General features: G+C 73.4%; 14 protein-coding genes, 1 tRNA gene and 1 riboswitch. Of the genes, 9 read left to right on the top strand and 6 right to left on the bottom strand.

The genetic code is table 11. The features are described from left to right. Positions 1–54: 54 nt before the first annotated feature. The 3 genes from BMW27_RS06825 to BMW27_RS06815 are packed head-to-tail and all read left to right on the top strand — an operon-like array spanning position 55 to position 4,516. A complete protein-coding gene (locus BMW27_RS06825; RefSeq protein WP_139206839.1) occupies positions 55–744 on the top strand; it encodes a hypothetical protein in 690 nt (229 codons plus the stop codon). 57 nt (positions 745–801) lie between these two features. Further along, positions 802–1,359, top strand: a complete 558-nt coding sequence (locus tag BMW27_RS06820; protein ID WP_091441005.1) for a DUF6529 family protein — start codon at positions 802–804, stop codon at positions 1,357–1,359. A 43-nt stretch (positions 1,360–1,402) separates the two neighbouring features. Beyond that, a complete protein-coding gene (locus BMW27_RS06815; RefSeq protein ID WP_091441002.1) occupies positions 1,403–4,516 on the top strand; it encodes an FAD-dependent oxidoreductase in 3,114 nt (1,037 codons plus the stop codon). Between the two features lie 48 nt (positions 4,517–4,564). Here BMW27_RS06815 and BMW27_RS06810 read toward each other — a convergent pair whose 3' ends face one another. Next, positions 4,565–5,698 carry an FHA domain-containing protein gene (locus tag BMW27_RS06810; RefSeq protein WP_091440999.1) on the bottom strand — a complete coding sequence of 378 codons (1,134 nt, stop codon included), beginning with the start codon at positions 5,696–5,698 and terminating at the stop codon, positions 4,565–4,567. A 351-nt stretch (positions 5,699–6,049) separates the two neighbouring features. Between BMW27_RS06810 and BMW27_RS06805 the strand changes: the two genes are divergently transcribed. Both BMW27_RS06805 and zwf read left to right on the top strand, forming a co-directional pair. Continuing rightward, complete coding sequence (locus BMW27_RS06805) at positions 6,050–7,417, top strand: serine/threonine-protein kinase (RefSeq protein WP_091440997.1); 1,368 nt, start codon at positions 6,050–6,052, stop codon at positions 7,415–7,417. A gap of 281 nt (positions 7,418–7,698) precedes the next feature. Beyond that, entirely contained in the window at positions 7,699–9,189 is a 1,491-nt protein-coding gene (gene zwf, locus BMW27_RS06800; RefSeq protein ID WP_091440995.1) for a glucose-6-phosphate dehydrogenase, read from the top strand. Between the two features lie 1,930 nt (positions 9,190–11,119). Here the strand turns inward: zwf and BMW27_RS06795 are convergent. From BMW27_RS06795 to pstS, 3 genes are all read right to left on the bottom strand, one after another. Further along, positions 11,120–12,175, bottom strand: a complete 1,056-nt coding sequence (locus BMW27_RS06795) for a methyltransferase domain-containing protein (RefSeq protein ID WP_091440992.1) — start codon at positions 12,173–12,175, stop codon at positions 11,120–11,122. Between the two features lie 420 nt (positions 12,176–12,595). Beyond that, positions 12,596–12,669 (bottom strand) — tRNA-Ile (locus BMW27_RS06790). Positions 12,670–12,702: 33 nt separating this feature from the next. Further along, a complete protein-coding gene (gene pstS / locus BMW27_RS06785; RefSeq protein WP_091440990.1) occupies positions 12,703–13,800 on the bottom strand; it encodes a phosphate ABC transporter substrate-binding protein PstS in 1,098 nt (365 codons plus the stop codon). Between the two features lie 440 nt (positions 13,801–14,240). Next, a riboswitch (cyclic di-AMP (ydaO/yuaA leader) is annotated at positions 14,241–14,407 on the top strand. Between the two features lie 11 nt (positions 14,408–14,418). Here pstS and BMW27_RS06780 point away from each other — a divergent pair. Beyond that, on the top strand, positions 14,419–15,639 hold the full coding sequence (locus BMW27_RS06780; RefSeq protein ID WP_091440987.1) for a M23 family metallopeptidase: 1,221 nt from the start codon (positions 14,419–14,421) through the stop codon (positions 15,637–15,639). Between the two features lie 72 nt (positions 15,640–15,711). Here BMW27_RS06780 and BMW27_RS06775 read toward each other — a convergent pair whose 3' ends face one another. Next, the gene (locus tag BMW27_RS06775; RefSeq protein WP_091440983.1) at positions 15,712–16,623 is read right to left on the bottom strand and encodes a maleylpyruvate isomerase N-terminal domain-containing protein; all 912 of its coding nucleotides are present in this window, start codon (positions 16,621–16,623) and stop codon (positions 15,712–15,714) included. A 74-nt stretch (positions 16,624–16,697) separates the two neighbouring features. Between BMW27_RS06775 and BMW27_RS24280 the strand changes: the two genes are divergently transcribed. From BMW27_RS24280 to BMW27_RS06760, 3 genes are all read left to right on the top strand, one after another. After that, positions 16,698–16,991, top strand: coding sequence for a diguanylate cyclase (locus BMW27_RS24280; RefSeq protein ID WP_281244742.1), 294 nt, complete (start codon positions 16,698–16,700; stop codon positions 16,989–16,991). After that, complete coding sequence (locus BMW27_RS06765) at positions 16,985–17,170, top strand: nucleotidyl cyclase domain-containing protein (RefSeq protein ID WP_091440973.1); 186 nt, start codon at positions 16,985–16,987, stop codon at positions 17,168–17,170. Before BMW27_RS24280 ends, BMW27_RS06765 begins: the two co-directional genes overlap by 7 nt. 375 nt (positions 17,171–17,545) lie before the next feature. Then, positions 17,546–18,046, top strand: coding sequence for a DUF3145 domain-containing protein (locus tag BMW27_RS06760; RefSeq protein WP_012949536.1), 501 nt, complete (start codon positions 17,546–17,548; stop codon positions 18,044–18,046). 227 nt (positions 18,047–18,273) lie between these two features. Here the strand turns inward: BMW27_RS06760 and BMW27_RS06755 are convergent, their stop codons facing one another. Next, positions 18,274–19,686: an acyl-CoA carboxylase subunit beta gene (locus BMW27_RS06755; RefSeq protein ID WP_091440970.1), complete on the bottom strand. Its 1,413-nt coding sequence runs from the start codon at positions 19,684–19,686 to the stop codon at positions 18,274–18,276. Positions 19,687–19,706 lie beyond the last annotated feature (20 nt).

The raw sequence follows: 19,706 nt of genomic DNA, 5'->3' as shown, positions 1-19,706 counted from the left end.
CCGGGCCGACGGGTGGCCGCCCACCTCCGAGTCGGAAGGGACGGAGGCACGGCGATGAGCACCCGAGGACCGTTGCTCACCCTGGCCTCGGTCATCGTCGTGGCCGGGGTCCTGCTGTGGGTGAACGCGCTGGTGGGGCCGGCCACCGCGCCGACCAGCTCGTCGGACTACAGCGCACCGACGTGGACGGAGCCGGTCCCGTCCTCGCCATCGCCGTCGCCGTCGGAGGCCGCGCCGTCCTCGCCGGCCGAGCCGACGGCTCTGCAGGCCGTGTACGCCGGTCGGACCGGCGGGGGCGAGGCGACCGTGGCGGTCGCCGTCAACGGCGACCGGGCCGCGGCGTACCTGTGCGACGGCGACACCGTCGAGACCTGGCTGCAGGGCTCGGTGACCGGTGACCAGGTCTCGCTGACGGGCCGCAACACCGCCGCGCTCACCGGGACGGTCTCCGCCGGGACCATGTCCGGCACCGTCACGACGAGCACCGGGCAGGGCTGGCCGTTCTCCGCGGACGAGGCGCAGCCGCCGGCCGGGATCTACGAGGCCCGGACGACGATCGACGGCCTGGCGACCCGGATCGGCTGGGTGGTGCTGCCCGACGGGACGCAGGTCGGCATCACGAACGTCGACGGGAACCGGAGGCCGGCGCCCCGGCTCGACCTGGACGACAACAGCTTCACCCTCGACGGGACCGCCTACGAGGCCACCCCGATCGACGGGGTCGCCACCGTGGTCGGTCAGTGACGTGGGCCGGGCCGCCGACAGCCGACGCACCTCCCGTGCGCGAGGGGAGCCACCGTCATGACCGTCACCCACGAGACGGCTGGTGCGACGCGTGACCGCTACCGGCTGCCGTTGCTCGTCTTCGTCCTGGTCGGCTCGGCCGTAGCCGTCGGACTGGGGGTCTACGGCCGGGAGCACGAGCCGGCCGGGTACGCCCTCAACGTCGTCGGGTTCTCCGGCCCGCTCTACGTGAAGACGTGGCTCACCACGGCCGCCGCCGTCCTCGCCGTGGTCCAGCTGCTCACGGCCGGTCGCATGTACGACGCGGCCGCGAGCGCAGGGGTCCGCACGGTGCACCGCTGGTCGGGGCGGGTCTCGGTGCTGCTCACCGTGCCGGTCGCCGTCCACTGCCTCTACGCCCTGGGGTTCCAGGGTGGCTCGCCCCGGGTCCTGGTGCACTCCCTGCTGGGCTGCTTCCTCTACGGCGCCTTCGTGGTGAAGATGCTCGTGCTCACCCGTCGCGACCGGCCGCGATGGGTCGTGCCGGCCGCGGGGGGCGCGCTGTTCACCGGCGTGGTCGGGCTGTGGCTCACCTCATCGCTGTGGGTGTTCACCACCACGGGATTCCACTTCTGAAGGACCCGGGTCACGATCGGGTCGCGTGGGAAGGAACGTCCGGATGGCCGGCTCTCCCGTCATCGAGATCAGGGAACCCGGGCAGGAGCCCCGGCGCGTGGTGCTGACCCGCGCGCTCGACGTGGGCCGGCAGTCCGGGGGTCTGGACCTGTCCGACCAGAGCGTGTCCCGCCGCCACCTGAGGTTGGTGCCGAGCCCGGTCGCCCTGTCGCTCGTCGACCTGGAGAGCCGCAACGGGACGTTCGTCAACGGGACGCGCGTCGACGGCCGCGTGGTCCTCGAGCAGGGGGACGTCGTCCGCCTGGGGGCCACCGAGATCCTGGTGATCGGCCGGCCCGAGCGCGCCCCGGCACCTGCGGCCATGGCGACCGTGCTCGCAGGGGCGGGGGACGCCGTCCCGCCCCCGCCACCGCCACCCGCCGTCCCGACCGCTCCCTCGCGGCTCTCGGTGGCGTGGGACCGGGCGCTGGGCCGGACGCCGCGCACGGGGGAGGCCGTGTTCCCCGTCTACACCGAGATGCGCAGACGCGTCCCGCCCGGCGCGTGGCGTGCGGTCCGGGTCGTGAGCGTGCTGGCCTACGTCGCGCTGGTCGTCGCGCTGTTCGTCCGGCCGGCGGGTGGGCTCTTCGCCTTCTTCGACGTGGTCGTCCCGCTGCTGCCGATCCTGTTCTTCGTGGCCCCCGGGCTGTGGCGCAACATCTGCCCCCTGGCCGCCGTGAACCAGGCACCCCGGGTCCTCGGCTTCACCCGCGGGTCCACCATCCCGTCGTGGTGGCAGCGACGGGCCTTCATCGTGGCGATGGTCCTGTTCTTCGGCATCGCCGGTGCCCGCCTGGCGGTGTTCAACGGCAGCGGTCCGGCCACCGGTGTGCTGCTGTCGGTGATCATCGCCGCCGCCTTCCTCGGCGGTCTGCTGTTCAAGGGCAAGAGCGGCTGGTGCAGCCAGATCTGCCCGTTGCTGCCGTTGCAGCGGGTCTACGGCCAGACGCCGGTCGTCAGGGTGCCCAACAGCCACTGCCAGCCCTGCGTCGCCTGCACCAAGAACTGCTACGACTTCCAGCCGATCAGCGCCTATCAGGCCGACCTGCACGAGGACGACCCGGTGTGGACCGCGCCGCGGAAGCTGTTCGTCGCGGCCCTGCCCGGTTTCGTGCTGGGCTTCTTCACGCTGGCCGGCACCGGTGGCCAGCCGCTGACGTCGACCTACGGGCAGCTGGCCCTCTACTTCCTCGGCAGCGTCGGGCTGTTCTACGCGGCGGAGGCGCTCCTGCCGCTCCGCACCGCGGTCACCATCGCGCTGTGGGCGTCGGCCGCGATCACCATCTTCTACTGGTTCGCCGGCGTGGTCCTCGCCGGCTCGTTCGCGACGATCACCGGCATCCAGGCGCCCTGGTTGCGCTGGCTGGTCCTCGCCCTGGTGCTGGTCCTCTGCGTGTTCTGGATCGCCCGCACCGCCGTGAAGGCACGCCAGTACGACGAGGAGGTCGCCGCCGGCCAGCGCAGGCAGCTCCCGGTCGTCCCCGTCAGCCGGCCGTCGCCGGAGGCCGTTCAGCAGGAGGGGGACGCCGACGGCGGCGAGGTGCGGTTCGCCGAGGCCGCCGGGCCGGTGAGCGCCGAGGCCGGGACGAGCCTGCTCGAGGTCGCTGAGCGCACGGGCCTGCCGCTGGAGGCGGGCTGCCGCATGGGGGTGTGCGGCGCCGACCCGGTCGCGGTCCTCGACGGTGCGTCGTGCCTGTCGGCACCCGAGGAGGAGGAGCTGAACACGCTGCGCCGGCTCGGGTTCGCGCCGAACACGCGGATGGCCTGCTCTGCGCGGATCGGGTCCGGAGTGGTCACGGTCTCCCTGACCCCCGAGCCCGGCACCGCCGACGACGGCGCCCTGCCGCGCGAGTTCGACCGGTCGATCGTGAGCGTGGTGGTCCTCGGCAACGGGATCGCGGGTGTCACCGCCGCCGACTTCGTCCGCCGCGGGCACCCCGAGTGCGAGATCCACGTCGTCGGGCAGGAGCCGCACGTGCTCTACAACCGGATGGGGATCTCGCGGCTGGTCTACGGCCGGTCGGCGATGCAGGGCCTCTTCCTGCTGCCCGAGCAGTGGTACGACGAGCACCAGATCACCGCCTGGCTCAACACCGTCGCCACCCGGATCGACCTGGAGTCCCGGCGGGTGTTCCTCGGTACGGGAGACGTGCTCCCCTACGACCGACTGATCCTGGCCACGGGCAGCAGCAGCGTCGAGCCCCCGGTCACCGGGTTCGGCCGACCGGGCAGTTTCGTGCTGCGGTCGGCGACCGACGCCGCGCACATCCGGGCCTATGCCCAGCAGCACGCGTCCCGTGACGCCGTGGTCTCGGGGGGTGGCCTGCTGGGCCTGGAGGCCGCACACTCCCTGCTCGAGCTCGGTCTGCGCGTGACGGTGCTCGAGCGGGGTGCGAGGCTGCTGTCGCGCCAGATCGACGCGCGCTGCAGCGAACTGGTCGACGAGTACCTCCGGACCATCGGGTTGCAGGTCCTGTACGGCGCCGAGGCCGTCGCGCTGGCCGGTGAGGAGCGGGTCACCGGGGTCGCGCTCAAGGACCGGCGGGCACTGCGGTGTGACCTGTTCCTGGCCGCGGTCGGCATCCGCCCCAACGTGGACCTGGCGAAGCGTGCCGGCATCCCGGTCGACAAGGGCGTCGTCGTCGACGACCGGATGTGGACCGGCGTCCCGGGCGTGTACGCCGCCGGCGACGTCGCCGAGCACGGCGGCAGGGTGCTGGGCCTGTGGCCCGTCGCGGCGAAGCAGGGCGAGGTCGCCGCGGTGAACGCCCTGGGCGGCGACGAGGTGCTCAGGGCCGAGGTGCCCGCCACGATCCTCAAGGGAGTAGGGCTCGACCTCTTCTCGATCGGCCGCGTGCAGCCGGAGCCGGTGGACGAGGTGGTCGTCGTCGAGGACGCGTCGCGTCCCTCGTACCGGCGGCTGGTCATCTCGCAGCACCGGGTCGTCGGGGGGATCGTCCTCGGGCACCACCCCGAGGACGTCGTGGCGGTGACCTCGGCGGTCAAGAAGCAGGTGGAACTCGACGACGCCGTCCTCGCCGCCCTGCGGAGCGGGCACTGGCAAGTGCTCAAGGACGTCGGCCGGCGGAGCCCGGTCTCCCAGCCGGCGCGCGCCTGAGCACGGGTCGTCGTCGGCCGCCGCCAGGAAGGCGCGCGGCCGTCCCGCTCAGCCGTGACGGGTGGCTCCGGTGGACTGGAAGACGAACACCCGCTTGCCGACCCGCAGGCTCCACCCCGGCAGGATCCGGGTCGGCTCGGGGTCCACGCGGGTCCAGTCCTCCGCCCCAGGGGCCGCGACGTAGGTGCCGCTGACCGACGGGGCGTCGCGCACGTACACGGAGCCGGCGGCGACCGAGACGTACGCGTGCACCCGGGAGATCAGGTTCTCCGGGTCGTGCAGGACGACCGGTGACGCCGACGCGGCCTGCACGGACGGGTCGTTGTGCGGCTCCCGGCCGAGGACGTAGTCCCGGTCCAACAGGACGGTGGGTCCGCCCTCGGAGACCAACGCGCCCACGGGTGGCGCCGCCAGCACGGTGGCCCCGGTGTCCGCCGGCTGGTCTTCGAGCGGTGCGCCGGCCGTCGCGGCGTCCTGCCGCCCGGGCTCCGCCGGCTCGGCGCGGGCACCGGCCGGTGCCACGGGGGTGACCCGGTCCGCGCTCGGCGCGGGTGAGGGCCCGGGCGTCAGCGTCTGCGTCGTGGTGGTCCGGTCCCGCGGGTCCACCCGTTCGGATCCGGCCTCTGCTGCCTCCGCCGTGCCGACCCGTCCGGCCGCTGCCGAGCCGATCTCCTCGGCCGCCGCCGGGCTCCCGCCCGAGGGAGTGAGGACGAACCCCCGCGCGGGCACCACGCCGGCGCGCAGGTCGGACCGCGGGTGCACCCGCACCGGCCCCTCCGCCTCGCTGCCGATCGACACCCGGTCGAAGGGCAGCGGAACGACCTGGTCGACCCAGGTGAGCGCCTGGCGTCCGGAGAGCTGCCGCGTCGCCCCGGAGCCGACGAGCTCCGCCCACACCGCGCCGCGCAGGAAGACGACGACGCCGTCGTCGACGGGGGCGACGAGGCCGAACGCGGGAGAGTCGGCCGGCGTCCGGCCGCTGATCCAGGCGGCCAGGCCCGCGGCGACCGCGGCCCCCGGTGGCCCGGCCTGGGACGCGGCGGTCTCGACCAGGTGCAGCAGTTCCCCGGTCGGGACGTCGTCAGCGGCGGTGTCCGGCGCGACCAGGACCACGGCCTCCCCGAACCGCGCGACCAGGCCTGCACCGGCCTCGACGCCGACCCGGACCCGTTCATCGCCCATCTGCGCTCCTCTGCGGCTCGCGAGGTCGGGCCACACCCTCGGTCCCGCGCACCCCGATCGGAGAGGCACACGCTACGACCGAGCGCCCCGACCGACCAGGACCGCCGGCGACGGTGGTCGACCCGAGCCACTCCCGGGGCAGCGCGCACCGCACGTCCGCCGCGATGGGAGCGGAGGAGCCGAGGGGCCGGGAGTAGGCTGCTCACGCCGATCGTGAACTCGTTGGCGCTGTTGACCAGAGGGCGACAGTGAGGAGTCGACGTGGTGGGTCCGCAGGCCTCGCACGCGATGGGCGCGGACGCCGGCTCGGCCCCCGGCTCTCCACCCCCCGTCTCCGTCCCGACCTGACCGATGGAGCCCGAGCGGCAGCTCATCGCCGATGCGCTCCCGGCGTACGACGTCGGGGAGGTGCTCGGGCAGGGCGGCTTCGGGGTGGTCCTGGCCGCTCGGCACCGCCAGCTCCACCGCAGGGTCGCGATCAAGCAGCTGCCCAGGGCGGTCGCGGCCGACGTGGCGGTCCGCCGACGCTTCACGGCCGAGGCCCGCGTCCTGGCCTCGCTGGACCACCCGCACGTCGTACCCGTCTACGACTTCGTCGAGCGCGAGGACCTCTGCCTGCTGGTGATGGAGCTGCTGCCCGGAGGCACCCTGCGGGACCGCTCCACCACCACCGGGCTCACCGCCCCGCACGCCGTCGCGATCGCCCTGGCGTGTGCCGCTGGGCTCAGCGCGGCGCACGAGCGCGGGGTGCTGCACCGCGACGTGAAGCCGGAGAACATGCTCTTCGCCGCGAGCGGTGCCATCAAGGTCACCGACTTCGGGATAGCCAAGGTGGTCGGCGGCACCGAGACGCTCCTGACCCGCGCCGGGGAGGTGGTCGGTACCCCTGCCTACATGGCGCCGGAGCAGGTGCGCGGCGGGGAGCTGTCACCGGCCACCGACGTGTACGCCCTGGCCACGATGCTCTACGAGTTGCTCTCCGGCGTCCTGCCGTTCACCGCCGACGGCAACGCCATGTCGCTGCTGTTCAAGCACGCGTACGAGGCGCCCACCCCGCTCGCGGACGTGGCCGCCGGCGTGCCGGCCCCTGTGGCCGAAGTCGTGATGAGCGGGTTGGCGACCGACCCCGGGGAGCGCTCCGCCACCGCGGCGTCGTTCGGGGTGGCGCTCGCCGAGGCGGGCACCCGGGCGTGGGGGCCCGGTTGGCTCTCCGCCGACGGGATGCCGGTCGTGTCGGGCGCGGAGCGGATCGTCGCCCCCACCCGCGGCACGATCGGCCGGCCCGACCGGCCAGTGGCTGCGGGCACCTCCGGTAGTCCTCGGCCACCGGTCGGCGGCGGTCCGGCCCCGTCGCCCCGAGGAGCCGCGGACGCCCCCGACCGCGACCGGCCCGTGGACGTCACGGCCGCGACCAGCGCACCCCAGGAGCCGTCGCCGTCCGCACCCGGTGCCGCGGACCGGGAGACCGCTGCGGTGGACGGGGACGTCGAGCCGGACGGGGCAGCCGGACGCGCCCGGCCGCGCAGGAGCCCGTGGGCCACTGCGGCCATCGCCGTGGTGGTCCTCCTGCTGGTCATCGCTGCGCTCCTGCTGCTGCCGAGGCTGTTCACGGTCTACGTCGCCCCGGTGGGGGGCATGGTGCTCCCCGCGTTGAGCGCACCTCGCGCGGGCGGAGCACGACGGCGGACCGGCGACCCGCCACGACGGCCCGGTCGGTAGGTCCCTGCCGCGGGGAGCCCTGGCCGACCGTCGCGCACCTGGTGACCCGGCGGTCGACCTGACCCGCCACCGACCCGCTCCGCGGGGAGGAGCGCTCGGCCCGACCCGGCCTGTCGAGCAGCCGGCTCTCGGCCCCGGTGGAGCCGAGGACGCCGGGCCGGGTGCCGACCCGGCCCTCGGACAGCCCGTGTCTGCACGGCGGGAGGCCCGTGGCGGCCGGCGCACGAGCTCCGGGGTCAAAGCCTGTCCGTGGTCGGTCGATCCGAGCATCCTCCCGGTGCATGAACGCCACTACAGATCGTCGCTCTCCGCCGTGTGCCCTGGTGATCTTCGGCGCCTCGGGAGACCTCACCGCCCGCAAGCTCCTGCCCGCACTCGCGCGGCTGGCCGGGTACGGGGCCCTCCCGACGGAGGTCACGCTTGTGGGCGTCGCCCGCACGCCCATGACCGACGACGAGTTCGCGGACCGGTGCCGTCGCAGCGTGTCGGGGGACGGTCCCCCGCGGTGGGAGGACCTGACGGCGGCCGCCCGCTACGTCAGCGGCGACTACGACGATCCGGCCACCTACCAGCGGCTGTCCGAGGTCCTGGCGGAGTGCGACCAGCGGAACGGGACCGCCGGCAACCGGGTCTACTACTTCGCCACTCCACCCCGGCTGTTCGGGCCGATCGCGGTGAGCCTCGGCAAGGCAGGACTATCCGTGCCCGCAGGCGACAGCTTCATCCGCGCGGTCATCGAGAAGCCGTTCGGCTGGGACGAGACCAGCGCCCGGGAGCTTTACGCGGAGCTCTCCTCGGCGTTCGTCGAGGACCAGATCTTCCGGATCGACCACTACCTCGCGAAGGAGACGGTGCAGAACCTGCTGGCTCTCCGGTTCGCGAACTCGATCTTCGAGCCAATCTGGAACCGGACCTGGGTCGACAACGTGCAGATCACCGTCGCCGAGACCCTGGGCGTCGGCGAGCGAGGCGGGTTCTACGAGACCACCGGCGCGATGCGCGACATCGTCCAGAACCACGTCCTGCAGGTCCTCTCGCTCTTCCTCATGGAACCGCCCACGTCCTTCCACTCGGAGGCCATCCGGGACGAGAAGGTCAAGCTGCTGCGCGCGATCCGGCCGTTGGACGAGGAGGCGGAGATCGCCGCGAACGCGGTGCGCGGGCAGTACACCCGTGGGGGCACCCGCGAGGACCTGATGCCCGGTTACCGGGACGAGCCCGGCGTCGACCCGTTGAGCGCGACCGAGACGTTCGTGGCGATGCGGCTGGAGGTCCAGAACTGGCGCTGGACCGGCGTACCCGTCTACGTGCGCACCGGCAAGCGGCTGCCCGCGCGGCTCACCGAGGTCGCCATGCAGTTCCACCGCCCGCCGCAGCTCCCGCTGTTCCCCGGCACGGCCGAGGGTCTGGAGCCCGACGCGTTGATCGTGCGCGTGCAACCCGACGAGGGACTGAGCCTGCGGTTCGGCGCGAAGGTGCCCGGGCACGCCTTCCGGGTGCAGAAGGCGTCCATGGACTTTTCCTACGAGAGCTTCGAGGAGCAGTCCCCCGACGCCTACGAGCGGGTCATCCTCGACGCGCTGATCGGCGACCCCACCCTGTTCATCCGCGCCGACGAGGTCGCCCGGTCCTGGCGCATCGTCGACCCGGTGATGCAGTACTGGGCCGGAGGAGGGCGGCCCATCCCGCTGTACCAGGCAGCCACGTGGGGTCCGTCGGAGGCCGACGCGCTGATCGCCCGGGACGGCCGCAGGTGGCGCCACTCGGCCTGACGGGACGGACGCGCCGGCGGGTCCGGGGGCCGGGGGAGGCCTCCGCAGCTCGCTGCGGCACGCAGGGAGCCGTCGCTCCGGTGCGGGGACCGGCGGTCAGGGTCCGCGAGCGGGGCGGTCGCCCACGCCGCACGGGCCGGATGCCTCTCGGGCAGTCCGGGGTGAGGACCACCCGACCACTCCTGTTGGAGCCGAACTCTGCGGGCCATGACGACCCGGTCCGGCGCTGGGCTCCCCATGTGCTGTGGGGCGGGTGGGGCTCGAAGGCACGACCCAGGGATCATGAGTGCTCACGCACTGTGCGCTGTGCTCACCTGGGTCGACGCAGGTCACGGGGGAGCGTAGGTCGTCGAACACTCGGGTCTTCTGGCAACACCCCACTACGGACTACGAGGGATGACGACTCCAACCGAGGCATACCGCCCTGGGTCGTAGTAGATCACCGTTGCCGGGCTGAGCTACAACGGAACACCTGCCGGATCTACCGCTCGGTCCAGCACCAGGGCAGCGGTGAACACTGGGCCAGACGTCCGGTGACGGTCGGGTGACGAAGTGGTGACGCCGTGGCCCTAGCCTCGCCAGCAAGGCGCGCCACCAAACCGTGGGTGCACCAAGCCGTGCGACGAGGCGAAACCGAGTGGTGATGGTTCGTGATGTCACGTCTTGCCAAGAACTCGTGGAGGGTCCTCCCCGAGTGGGACCTCCGTGGTTCGCCGGCGATGTCTCCTGCTGCCCCCGAGCTGACTTACTCGGGGCCGCCCCAATCGACCTTGCATAGTCCGCACGGGTCGACCCGGGGTCCGTTTCGAGTGGAGGCCCGCCCGAGCAGTCCCCGCTTTCCCGATTGAACGGTCGTCCGTAGGGGGTGGATGGTCCACTCCGAGCCTGAGGAAGGTGTTGATGGTGAGGCCGGGGCACCCCTGGGACGCAATCGGCGCCGTAGCCGGGATCCTCGGGGTTATTGTCGCCATCTACTTCGGCATCAAAGCCTTACCGGACAGCGACTCATCACCACCCACGACGCCCAGCGCAACGGCTGCACCTGAGAGCTCCCCAGACGGGTCGCGAGGGTCAGGGCCGAGGCTCACTGTGTCGCCGACGGTTGTTCAACCAGGTCAGCGGTTCCTGATCAGCGGAACAGGCTATGCGCCCTTCGCCGCTGTGACTATCAACATGGGACCATACTTCCTCACCTTCGATCAGGCTGATTCCAGCGGTATGATCGAAAAGTCGTATGGACCGATCGATCAAAGTTATTGCAGCGCTTCCCCTGTCGAGCTGAGCGCTCTTGTTCGCAATGAGCTGGCGGCAACAACGACAGTCAGGTTCTGCGCCTGACCTCCATGGCCAGGAAGTTGCGGGTTGGCGTAGGCCAAGCGGGCGGATGGGCCGGGAGCATCGCTCCTCAGCTCTGGCCGCTCCTGCGCTGACGGCCAGGCGCGAAGCCGAAGGTCTTCTGCTGCAGTCCCGCGGTGTCAGCAATAAACACGTACACATGCTCTGATCAACCTGTGCAGACGCCCTCGGGAGAAGACACCAGGGCGAACAGCGGTGGGGCTCGAACCCACGACCCAAGGATTGTGAGTGCTCACGCACTGTGCTCACCCGTGTCGACGCAGGTCACTCGTGAGCGCAAGGCGTCGAATACTCGGGTATCACTGCGACGGACCCGAGGCACCTCGCCCCGCTGAGGTGCGCGGTCTGAAGGTGCTCGCCACCTTCTCATCGAGGGCGTGCTCCCGGTCGCCTCCTTCCGCTTCGTGTGCGACCGGTTTCGAAGCGGCGGAGGGCGCACCTCCCCGGGCAGGTGCGCCCTCGTGATCGAGGGGCGTTGCGGCGGCAAGGGAGTGGGCACACCGGCCTGAAGAGGGTGGTCCCCCGGACAGGCCGGGCGGACCCACCGCCGACCTCCGCTCGTTGAGCGAGCAGGTCAGATGCGGACTTCCAGCACGATGTTGAAGGGCGTCTCTGCGGCCCGCCGGACCGAGCCAAACCCGGCGTCGTGCAGGAGATCGGTCAACTTCGCCTCACCCGCCTGCGCGCCGAGGGCGGTCCGGGGTTCCGCCGACATGGAGTGCGCTACGCAGATGACCGTGGAAGCCCCGTAGTAGAGCCGTCCCACTGGGTTGAGGTTGTCCTCGACCCGGTCACCGGCCATCGGTTCCACGAGGAGGAGGGTGCCGTCCTCCTTCAGTACCTCGCGGATGTGCTTGGCCGCGCCCAGGGGGTCAGGCATGTCGTGGAGGGCGTCGAAGATGGTCACCAGCTCGTAGTCCGTGCCAGGGAAGTCTGCGGCGGAGGCGACCTCGAAGGAGACCCGGTCGGCGAGTCCGGCCTCGACGGCCCGCTTGCGGGCGAGGTCGATCGACGGGGGGTGGTAGTCGAAGCCGACGATCTCCGAGGCGGGGAAGGCGTCGGCCAGCAGCAGGGTCGAGGACCCGTGCCCGCAACCGACATCGGCCACCCGAGCGCCGGCCCTGAGCTTGGCCTCGACGCCGTCTAGGGCGGGGATCCACGAGGAGACGAGGTTCATGGCGTAGCCCGGGCGGAAGAAGCGCTCCACGCCCTCGAAGAGCTCAGGGTCGTGGTCGTGCCACGGGAAGCCGCCGCCGGTACGGACCGCCTCGGTGATCCCCTCGATGTTCTTGGCCACCGCAACCGGGATGTGGAAGGCGGCGGCCGCCTGCAGCCCGGCCGTGTCTGCGAGGAGGAACGCCTGCTCCTCCGTGAGCGAATAGCGGCCGCTGGCCGGGTCGTAGGTGACGTAGCCGCCGGCCGCCTGGCCGGCCAGCCATTCGCGCACGTAGCGCTCCGCGGCGCGCGCTTCGGCCGCCACCTCCCCGGGCGTGGCCGGCATGGTCGTCCGCAGCGCCCGGTACAGCCCGAGCCGATCACCGAGGACGGCGCTCAAGGCTTGGTAGCTGCCGCCGAAGTCGGTGACGAAGCGGTCGAGCAGCTCGTTGAGCCTGGTCTCATCGAGGGGCATGGCAGAACCTCCTTCGGGACCCACGAGGCACTCGAGCCCTAGTGGTGAGGCGCCGCCGCGTGGAACTTGCCCGGGGGTGTGTGGAGGGGCTCCTCTTCTTGGCTGCAGCACCGCCTGACCAGGAACCGCCCCGTCAGGTGCAGGAGACTGTTTCGCCGGTCGCCCACGGGTGCAAGAGGCGGAAGTAGCCGATTGAGGTACACAGTGCGCCCGGGCGCGGTCGCGGCGGCGGATGAGGCGAGGCCCGTCGAAGCGTCGGTTCGGAGCCCCCACTGAGTACGGCACGGGACAGAGTCCTCCGGCATCCATCGCCGGGAGCATGGTGTCTCACCTCGGAGACGGAGGATGCTCCGCTGTAGGAGCGCTGTGCGGGATCTTTCGTCTTCTGCGCTCGCATCTACGCTGGTGGAAGGCTCGTTGTGGGGCGGGTGGGGCTCGAACCCACGACCCAGGGATTATGAGTCCCATGCTCTGACCGGCTGAGCTACCGCCCCGCGGTGTCCAGCCTGCCAGATGCGTGGGCCGCTTCAGGACGCGGTGCCGATGGCATCGATCGCCGTCCGGGCCTGGTCGCGCAGCGCATCGGAGATCGGCGCGGAGCCGGCCACCTCGGCCGCCGCGGCTTGGCCCTGCTCGCTCGTCACGTACGTCATGAAGTCGGCGACGAGGTCGGCGGTGCGCTGGTCCTCGTAGCCGATGCAGCCCAGGTGGTAGCTGACCAACACGATCGGGTACTCGCCGGACTCGGCGGTGGTCCGGTCGAGCTCGAGGGCGAAGTCGTACGGGCCACGGCCGGGCAGCGGCTCGGACCCCTCGACGACCGCCGCTGCGGCGTCCGGCGTCGGCGCGACGAAGTCCCCGCCGACGCCGATCCTCGCCACACCCAGGTCGCCGGCCTGCGAGAGGTCGGCGTACCCGACGGTCCCCTGGCCACCGGCCACTGCGGCCACCACCCCGGAGTTCCCCTGGGCCGCCTCGCCGCCCGCCACGGGCCACTCGCCGTCCGGCTCGTACGGCCACGCCTCGCTGGCCGCGGCGGCCAGGTACTCGGTGAAGTTCTCGGTGGTGCCCGACTCGTCGGAGCGGTTCACCGGCGTGATCGACAGGTCCGGCAGCGTTACGCCGGGGTTGTCGGCGGCGATCGCCGGGTCGTCCCAGGTGGTGATCCGGCCGTCGAAGACCCGGGCCAGCGTCGCGGGGGACAGGCCGAGGTCCGGCAGACCGGGGACGTTGTGCACCACCGCGATCGGGGAGATGTAGTTCGGCAACTCGAAGACCTCCCCGCCGCAGCGCTCGCGCGCCGCGACGAGCTCTTCCTCGTCGAGAGGGGCGTCGGAGCCGGCGAAGTCGATGCCGCCGGCGACGAACTGCTCGCGGCCACCGCCGGAGCCCACCGGGTCGTAGTCCACGGTCACGCCGGGCTGCACGCCCGAGTAGCCGGCGGTCCAGCCCTGCATGGCCGCCTGTTGGCTGCTCGCCCCGGCGCCGACCAGTGAGCCGCTCAGGTCCCCGGCCGTGACCGCCTGGCCGCGCTCGTTGGGCGGCACGTACTGCGACAGCGCCACCGCGGCGCCGGCCACTGCGGCGACCCCGACGGCAGCGGCGACCTTCCTCCGGGCCGACACCCGCGTCCTCCCGCCATCCGGCCCGCGCGCTCCCGCCGGGCGTCCTGGCTCGACCCTAGGTGCCGCTCCCGGCCGCCACCGATCGGCACCCGGTACACGACTCCAGTGGACGGCGGCGAGCCCTGTGGACGGCGACCGGACGGCGTCCACGGTCCCCCGATCGGGTCGTTTCGTGGGCGACATCACAGCCAGCACGGGGTGTGAGGGCCGGTCGGGCCGGGAAACCGCGCCGTTCCGGCGTTCCTGCTGCTCGCCCCGCGCGTCACGACTGCACCACCAGTCACGGTTCCGCGGCCATGTGATGACAGCCCGTGGTGGATGCCGTCCGCAGCGGCAAGGGAACGCTCCGGCTCCGTTACCCGATCGTGACCCGGCGCCCGGATCCGTGTAGCTTTCCCGACGGCCTTGCCGGGCTCAGCTCCTCGGGAACCGAGGGCCTCGGCACGGCCCCGCCGAACCGCCGACGTCCCCTCCCGGGGCCGAGGCGGACCGGGGACCCACCGAACCTCTGGGGTGAATCCCGCCTGCGTCGGGGAAGCGCAGGCGGGTAGGGCGCCGTCCGGCCCGAACCCGTCAGCTAACTCGGTAGGCGGTTGCGAGGATGGGAGAACCGTCGCCTTGGCGACCCTGCACCGCCAGAACACCGTGGTCCGCTGCGCCACCTCACCCCGCAGCCGTCCGAGCGCAGCGCGCCGGGCCGTCGTCGTCGCCGCCGCGGTGGCCGGGCTCCTGGCCGGAACTCCCGTCGTCGCCGGTGCCGCTCCCTCTCCCGCCGCCTCCGAGCAGGCCGCGCTCGCCGAGCAGGTCGAGCGGATCGAGGCCCAGGTGAAGGCGGCCGAGGAGCAGCTGCAGCGGATGACCGTGGAAGCCGAGGCGGCCGCCGACGCGGCCCTTGTCGCCCGCGCGCAGCTCGCCCACGGCCGGGCCGAGGCCGAGCGGACCGCCGCGGAGTTCGCCGCCGCCCAGGTCGCCGTCGCCGAGGCCGAGGACGACATCGCCGAGCTCGGCCGCGAGGCCTACATGGGCGCCGACAACCGCTACGGCGACCTCGAGATGGTGCTCGACGCGACGAGCCCCACCGAGCTGCTGCAGCAGGCCGCGACCATGGAGGTCATCGGCGACCACCGCGCCGATCGGCTCCGGGAGTTCCTCGTCGTCGAGGCCCGGGTCGAGGCAGCGGACCGCGCAGCCAAGGCCGCCGTCGCCGAGCTCGACGGGCTCGCCCGCGCCGCCGACGAGGCCGAGCGGGCCGCCAACGACCACCTCGCCCGCGCGCAGGCCGACTACGACGCCCGCGCGGCGGAGAAGGCCCGCCTGGACGAGGAGCTCCGCAAGGCCGGTGAGCGCATGCTCGCCGCGCAGGGCGCGGCCGACGCCGCGGCCGCGTGGAGCGCCCGCCAGGCCCAGCAGCAGCAGGCCCTCGCCAGCGCGTCCGGCACCTCCGGCATGCCGACGGCGGGCCGCGTCACCTCTTGTTACGGCCCGCGCTGGGGGACCATGCACCAGGGCGTCGACATCGCCGCACCCATCGGCACCCCCATCTACGTGCCCGAGGACGGCGTCGTCCTGCAGGCCGGCCCGGCCAGCGGCTTCGGCCAGGCCGTCTACGTCCAGCACGGCGACGGGCAGATCACCCTCTACGGGCACGTGAACCAGTTCTTCGTCGGCGCCGGCCAGGTCGTCCAGGCCGGGGACCACATCGCCGACGTCGGCAACAAGGGCCAGTCCACCGGGCCGCACCTGCACTTCGAGGTGCACCAGGGCGGGCTCTACGCCAGCCGGGTCAACCCGATGCCGTGGCTGCAGTCGCAGGGCATCTCGCTGGGCGGCGCCTGCTGAGGGAGGACGCCGTCGCCCGCACCGCTCGGGGCGAGCCCGTGGACGGGGTCCGGTGTCGCCCCGGGGTCCTCGTCAGCGGCGTCCGCGCAGCCGGCCGAGCAGGCCGCCCACCCCGCCGAGCGTCTGCGCCGCCAGCGCCAGGATCGGGCCGCCGGGGATGCCCGGCGCGGACTGGACGATCGGCGCGAGGGCCAGCAGGCCGCCGAGCTCGTGCACGCGCAGCCGGCGCCGGGCCAGCGCGGTCACCGGGTTGACCCGGCCCGAGGCAGCCTCCAGCAACAGGTCCGCTGCTGCCTCGACGACGGGGCCGTGGACCTCCCCCGGGGGCGTCCGACGCACCGTCCAGCCGCGGTCGTCGACCGCGAAGGCCCAGCCGCCCTCCGGCGTCGCCAGCGTCGCCCCGCCGTGGACGCGCTCCCGGGCCGCCAGCGCGCCGGTCACGTCGGCCAGCGCGGCCAGGCCCGACTGCAGCACCGCCGGCGGGGGAGGGGGCGCGCCGAGGGGCACCAGGTCCAGTCCGTGCACCGCCAGCTCGTAGGCCTGGCCGAGGACGACGCTGAGCAGCGGCAGCCGGCCGACGACGGCGACCGCGGGCGCGGTGTCCAGCTCCGGGGGCTCCTCCGTCAGGTAGCGGGCGGTGGCGTCCCGGTTGGCGCGCAGCGCGGCGAGCACCTCCTCCCGTGAGGCGTTCCGGTGCGCCGCGGTCACCCGCGCGTTCGTCGCGTCGACGTCCGGCGCCGTCCCGGCCCCTCCGGCCCGCGCTGAGGCCACGAGATCGGGCAGCGCCGCGTGGTCGGCCCAGAGGCCCAGGTGCACGCACACCTCGTGCGCCCGCCAACCGGGCAGCCGGGTCGGCCGGTCGAGGTCGACGGACCCGGCCCGCTCCAGGAAGGCGTCCCAGGCGCCGAGCACCAGGGGGCCAACCGTGTCCCGTCCGGCGTCGGCCATCCCCTGGTGGCCGGAGGTGTCCCCGCGCGGTGACATGCGGGCCTCCTACCCCGCGCGGACGGCGGCAGGCGTGGCGTGGGTCTCTCCCGCCTGTCGTCGCCGCCCTGGCCGTGATCGGGTACGTCCTGCTGACGCCGGGCACCGCGGGGCGCAGGGTCGTCCCGCTGGCCGTGGCCGGCACCGCGGTGCTGGCCGCGCCGTTCCTGTGGGTGGTCTGCCTGGTCGACCTCGACGAATTCGAGGGCGTCGACGACCGCGGCGGCCACGCCGCCGGCGACGCCGTCCTGCGGGCGGTGACCGCGGCGCTGACCGGTGCGGTCCGGGAGACCGACACGGTGGCCCGGCTCGGCGGCGACGAGTTCGCCGTCCTGGCCGAGGCGGCCCCGACGAGGGGGAGGTGCTGACCGCCCGGCTGCGGGACGCCGTGGCGGTCGTGGGCGCCGGCTCCGGGGTCACCGCGAGCGTCGGCGTCACCGTGGTGCGGCCCGGCGACGAGGGCGGCGAGGTGCTCCGCCGCGCCGACCAGGCGGTGTACCGGTCCAAGGGCGCCGACGGCGACCGGGTGACCGCGCTCGCCCGGTGACCTGCGGGCTCTCGGCAGGGGCCGGGCGCCCGGCGTCCCACTACGGTCCGTGAGGGGCTTCCGGTACGGCTCCGGTCGTGGGGCGTCCGTCTGTGGACCCGCGGGGGAGATCCTGTGGACGGGATGTGGGGTGGCGGTGGATCTCTGCGCAGTGGTCCCGACCACGCGGCACCCCCGCTGACCAGCGCGTAGGGGCGACACGCGGAACCGACTCGTCACACCGGACCCAACCGCCACGCCCGCACTGGCGCGATGGGGTGACCATCGTGCACACTGTCCTCGGACCCCCTGGTCCGAGATCGCTGAACACAGCCTGTCACCGAATCGATCGTCCGTTGGGGAAGACGAGACCGATCGAGTCGATGGAGGTGCCCCGTGCAGCGACGGTCTACCCAGGGTGTCGTCTTCGTGCACGCGTGCCCGAAGGCGCTCTGCCAGCACGTCGAGTGGGCGCTCGAGCGCGTCATCGGCGCGCCGGTCTCCCTGTCGTGGGCCGACCAGCCCGCGGCACACGGTTCCTACCGTGCCGAGGTCGCCTGGACCGGCGCGCCCGGCACGGGCGCCAAGCTGGTCGCTGCGCTGCGCGCGTGGCCGATGCTGCGCTTCGAGGTCACCGAGGAGGCCAGCTACGGCAACGACGGCGAGCGCATGTCGTACGTGCCCGGTCACGGTGTCTTCCGCGCCCCCACGAGCGCCAACGGCGACCTGGTGGTGAGCGAGCAGCAGCTGCGCAACCTCGCGGCCCACGCCACGTCGATCGAGGCGTTCCGGCACGGGGTCGACGAGCTGCTCGGCGCCGCCTGGGACGCCGACCTCGAGGTCTACCGGCACGCCGGCGACGGCAGTCCGGTCACCTGGCTGCACCAGGTGGTCTAGCGGCCCGGCCAGAGGCTCGCCTCGAGCCTGCGAGGGGCGAGGAGGCCGGGGTCCTTTGTCACGAACCGGCCACGACGGGACGGCGGCCCCGCACCTCTCGTCGTAGGCTCAGACCGGTCGTCCGGACGTCGTCGGGGAAGCGGCGTCCGGACGACGAGACACTCCCCGAGAACGGCCGGGCCCGGCACCCCCGCGGGGGTGCCGGGCCCGGCCGTCGTCCGCCCCCGCTACAGCGGGATGTTGCCGTGGGCCCCGCGGCCGGGCGGCGCGGCCGCGAGTGCCGCCACCAGCCGTCGCCTGGTCTGCGACGGGTCGACCACCTCGTCGACGACCCCGATCTCCAGGGCCCGGTTCACGCCGCCGGCGATCCGCTCGTGCTCGGCGGCCAACTGGGCGTGCAGCGCCTCGCGCTCACCGGGCGGGACGGCGGCCAGCTTCTTGCGGTGCAGGATGCCGACGGCCGCCTTGGCGCCCATGACCGCCACCTCGGCGCCCGGCCAGGCGAAGACGGCCGTGGCGCCCAGCGAGCGGGCGTTCATCGCGATGTAGGCGCCGCCGTAGGACTTGCGGGTCACCAGCGTCACCCGGGGCACCACCGCCTCGGCGAAGGCGTGCAGCAGCTTGGCCCCGCGGCGCACCACGCCGTCCCACTCCTGACCGACGCCGGGCAGGTAGCCCGGGACGTCGACGAGCACCACCAGCGGGACGCCGAACGCGTCGCACATCCGCACGAAGCGGGCCGCCTTCTCCGCCGATGCGGAGTCCAGGCAGCCGCCCAGCCGCAGCGGGTTGTTGGCGATCACGCCCACGGTCCGGCCGGCCAGCCGGCCGAGGGCGGTGACGATGTTCGGCGCCCAGCGCGGGTGCAGCTCCAGCGCCGGCCCGTCGAGGACGGCGGCCACCACGGGCTTGACGTCGTAGGCGCGGTTGGCCTGCTCGGGCAGCAGGGCCCGCAGGTCGACGTCGGGCTCGCCCTCGGCGGAGGCGAAGGTCCCCTGCGCGGCGAGCAGGTCGACGGCCTGCCGCGCGGTGTCCAGCGCCCCCTGCTCGGAACCGGCCACCACGTGGACGACGCCGCTGCGCCGGCCGTGGGTGTCCGGACCGCCCAGGCTCTCCATGTCGACGTCCTCGCCGGTGACCGAGCGGACGACGTCCGGACCGGTGACGAACACCCGGCCGGCGGGGCCCATGATCACCAGGTCGGTCAGCGCCGGGCCGTAGGCGGCGCCGCCGGCGGCCGGGCCCAGGACGACCGAGATCTGCGGGATGCGTCCCGAGGCGCGGACCATCGCCTCGAAGACCTCGCCCACCGCGTGCAGCGCGGTGACCCCCTCGGCCAGCCGGGCACCGCCGGAGTGCCAGATGCCGACGACCGGCAGCCGCTCGCGCAGGGCGGTGTCGATGGCGTCGACGATGTGCCGGCAGCCGTCGACCCCCATGGCACCGCCCATGACGGTGGCATCGGTGCAGAAGGCGACCGCCCGGGTCCCCGACACCGTGCCGCGGGCGGCCACCACACCGGAGGTGTCCCGGGACGCCAGCAGCGACGTGGAGCCGGCGTCGAAGAACCGGGTCAGGCGGTCCTCGGGGTCGCGTGAGTCCGGGGCGACGACGGGGGGAACGGCTTGGAGCGTGCTCACGGGACCTCCACGGGCCGGAC

This window comes from Geodermatophilus poikilotrophus (genome assembly GCF_900111455.1).
GTDB classification, from domain to species: Bacteria; Actinomycetota; Actinomycetes; order Mycobacteriales; family Geodermatophilaceae; genus Geodermatophilus; species Geodermatophilus poikilotrophus.
This window is presented reverse-complemented; position numbering and strand designations above follow the sequence as displayed.

What these genes read in the sequence shown, in the direction of transcription:
- zwf (WP_091440995.1), top strand. Translation starts at nt 7,699, where the DNA reads ATGAACGCCACTACAGATCGTCGCTCTCCGCCGTGTGCCCTGGTGATC.
- BMW27_RS06805 (WP_091440997.1), top strand. Translation starts at nt 6,050, where the DNA reads ATGGAGCCCGAGCGGCAGCTCATCGCCGATGCGCTCCCGGCGTACGAC.
- BMW27_RS06810 (WP_091440999.1), bottom strand. Translation starts at nt 5,698, where the DNA reads ATGGGCGATGAACGGGTCCGGGTCGGCGTCGAGGCCGGTGCAGGCCTG.
- BMW27_RS06775 (WP_091440983.1), bottom strand. Translation starts at nt 16,623, where the DNA reads ATGTCACCGCGCGGGGACACCTCCGGCCACCAGGGGATGGCCGACGCC.
- BMW27_RS06820 (WP_091441005.1), top strand. Translation starts at nt 802, where the DNA reads ATGACCGTCACCCACGAGACGGCTGGTGCGACGCGTGACCGCTACCGG.
- BMW27_RS06825 (WP_139206839.1), top strand. Translation starts at nt 55, where the DNA reads ATGAGCACCCGAGGACCGTTGCTCACCCTGGCCTCGGTCATCGTCGTG.
- BMW27_RS06815 (WP_091441002.1), top strand. Translation starts at nt 1,403, where the DNA reads ATGGCCGGCTCTCCCGTCATCGAGATCAGGGAACCCGGGCAGGAGCCC.
- BMW27_RS06795 (WP_091440992.1), bottom strand. Translation starts at nt 12,175, where the DNA reads ATGCCCCTCGATGAGACCAGGCTCAACGAGCTGCTCGACCGCTTCGTC.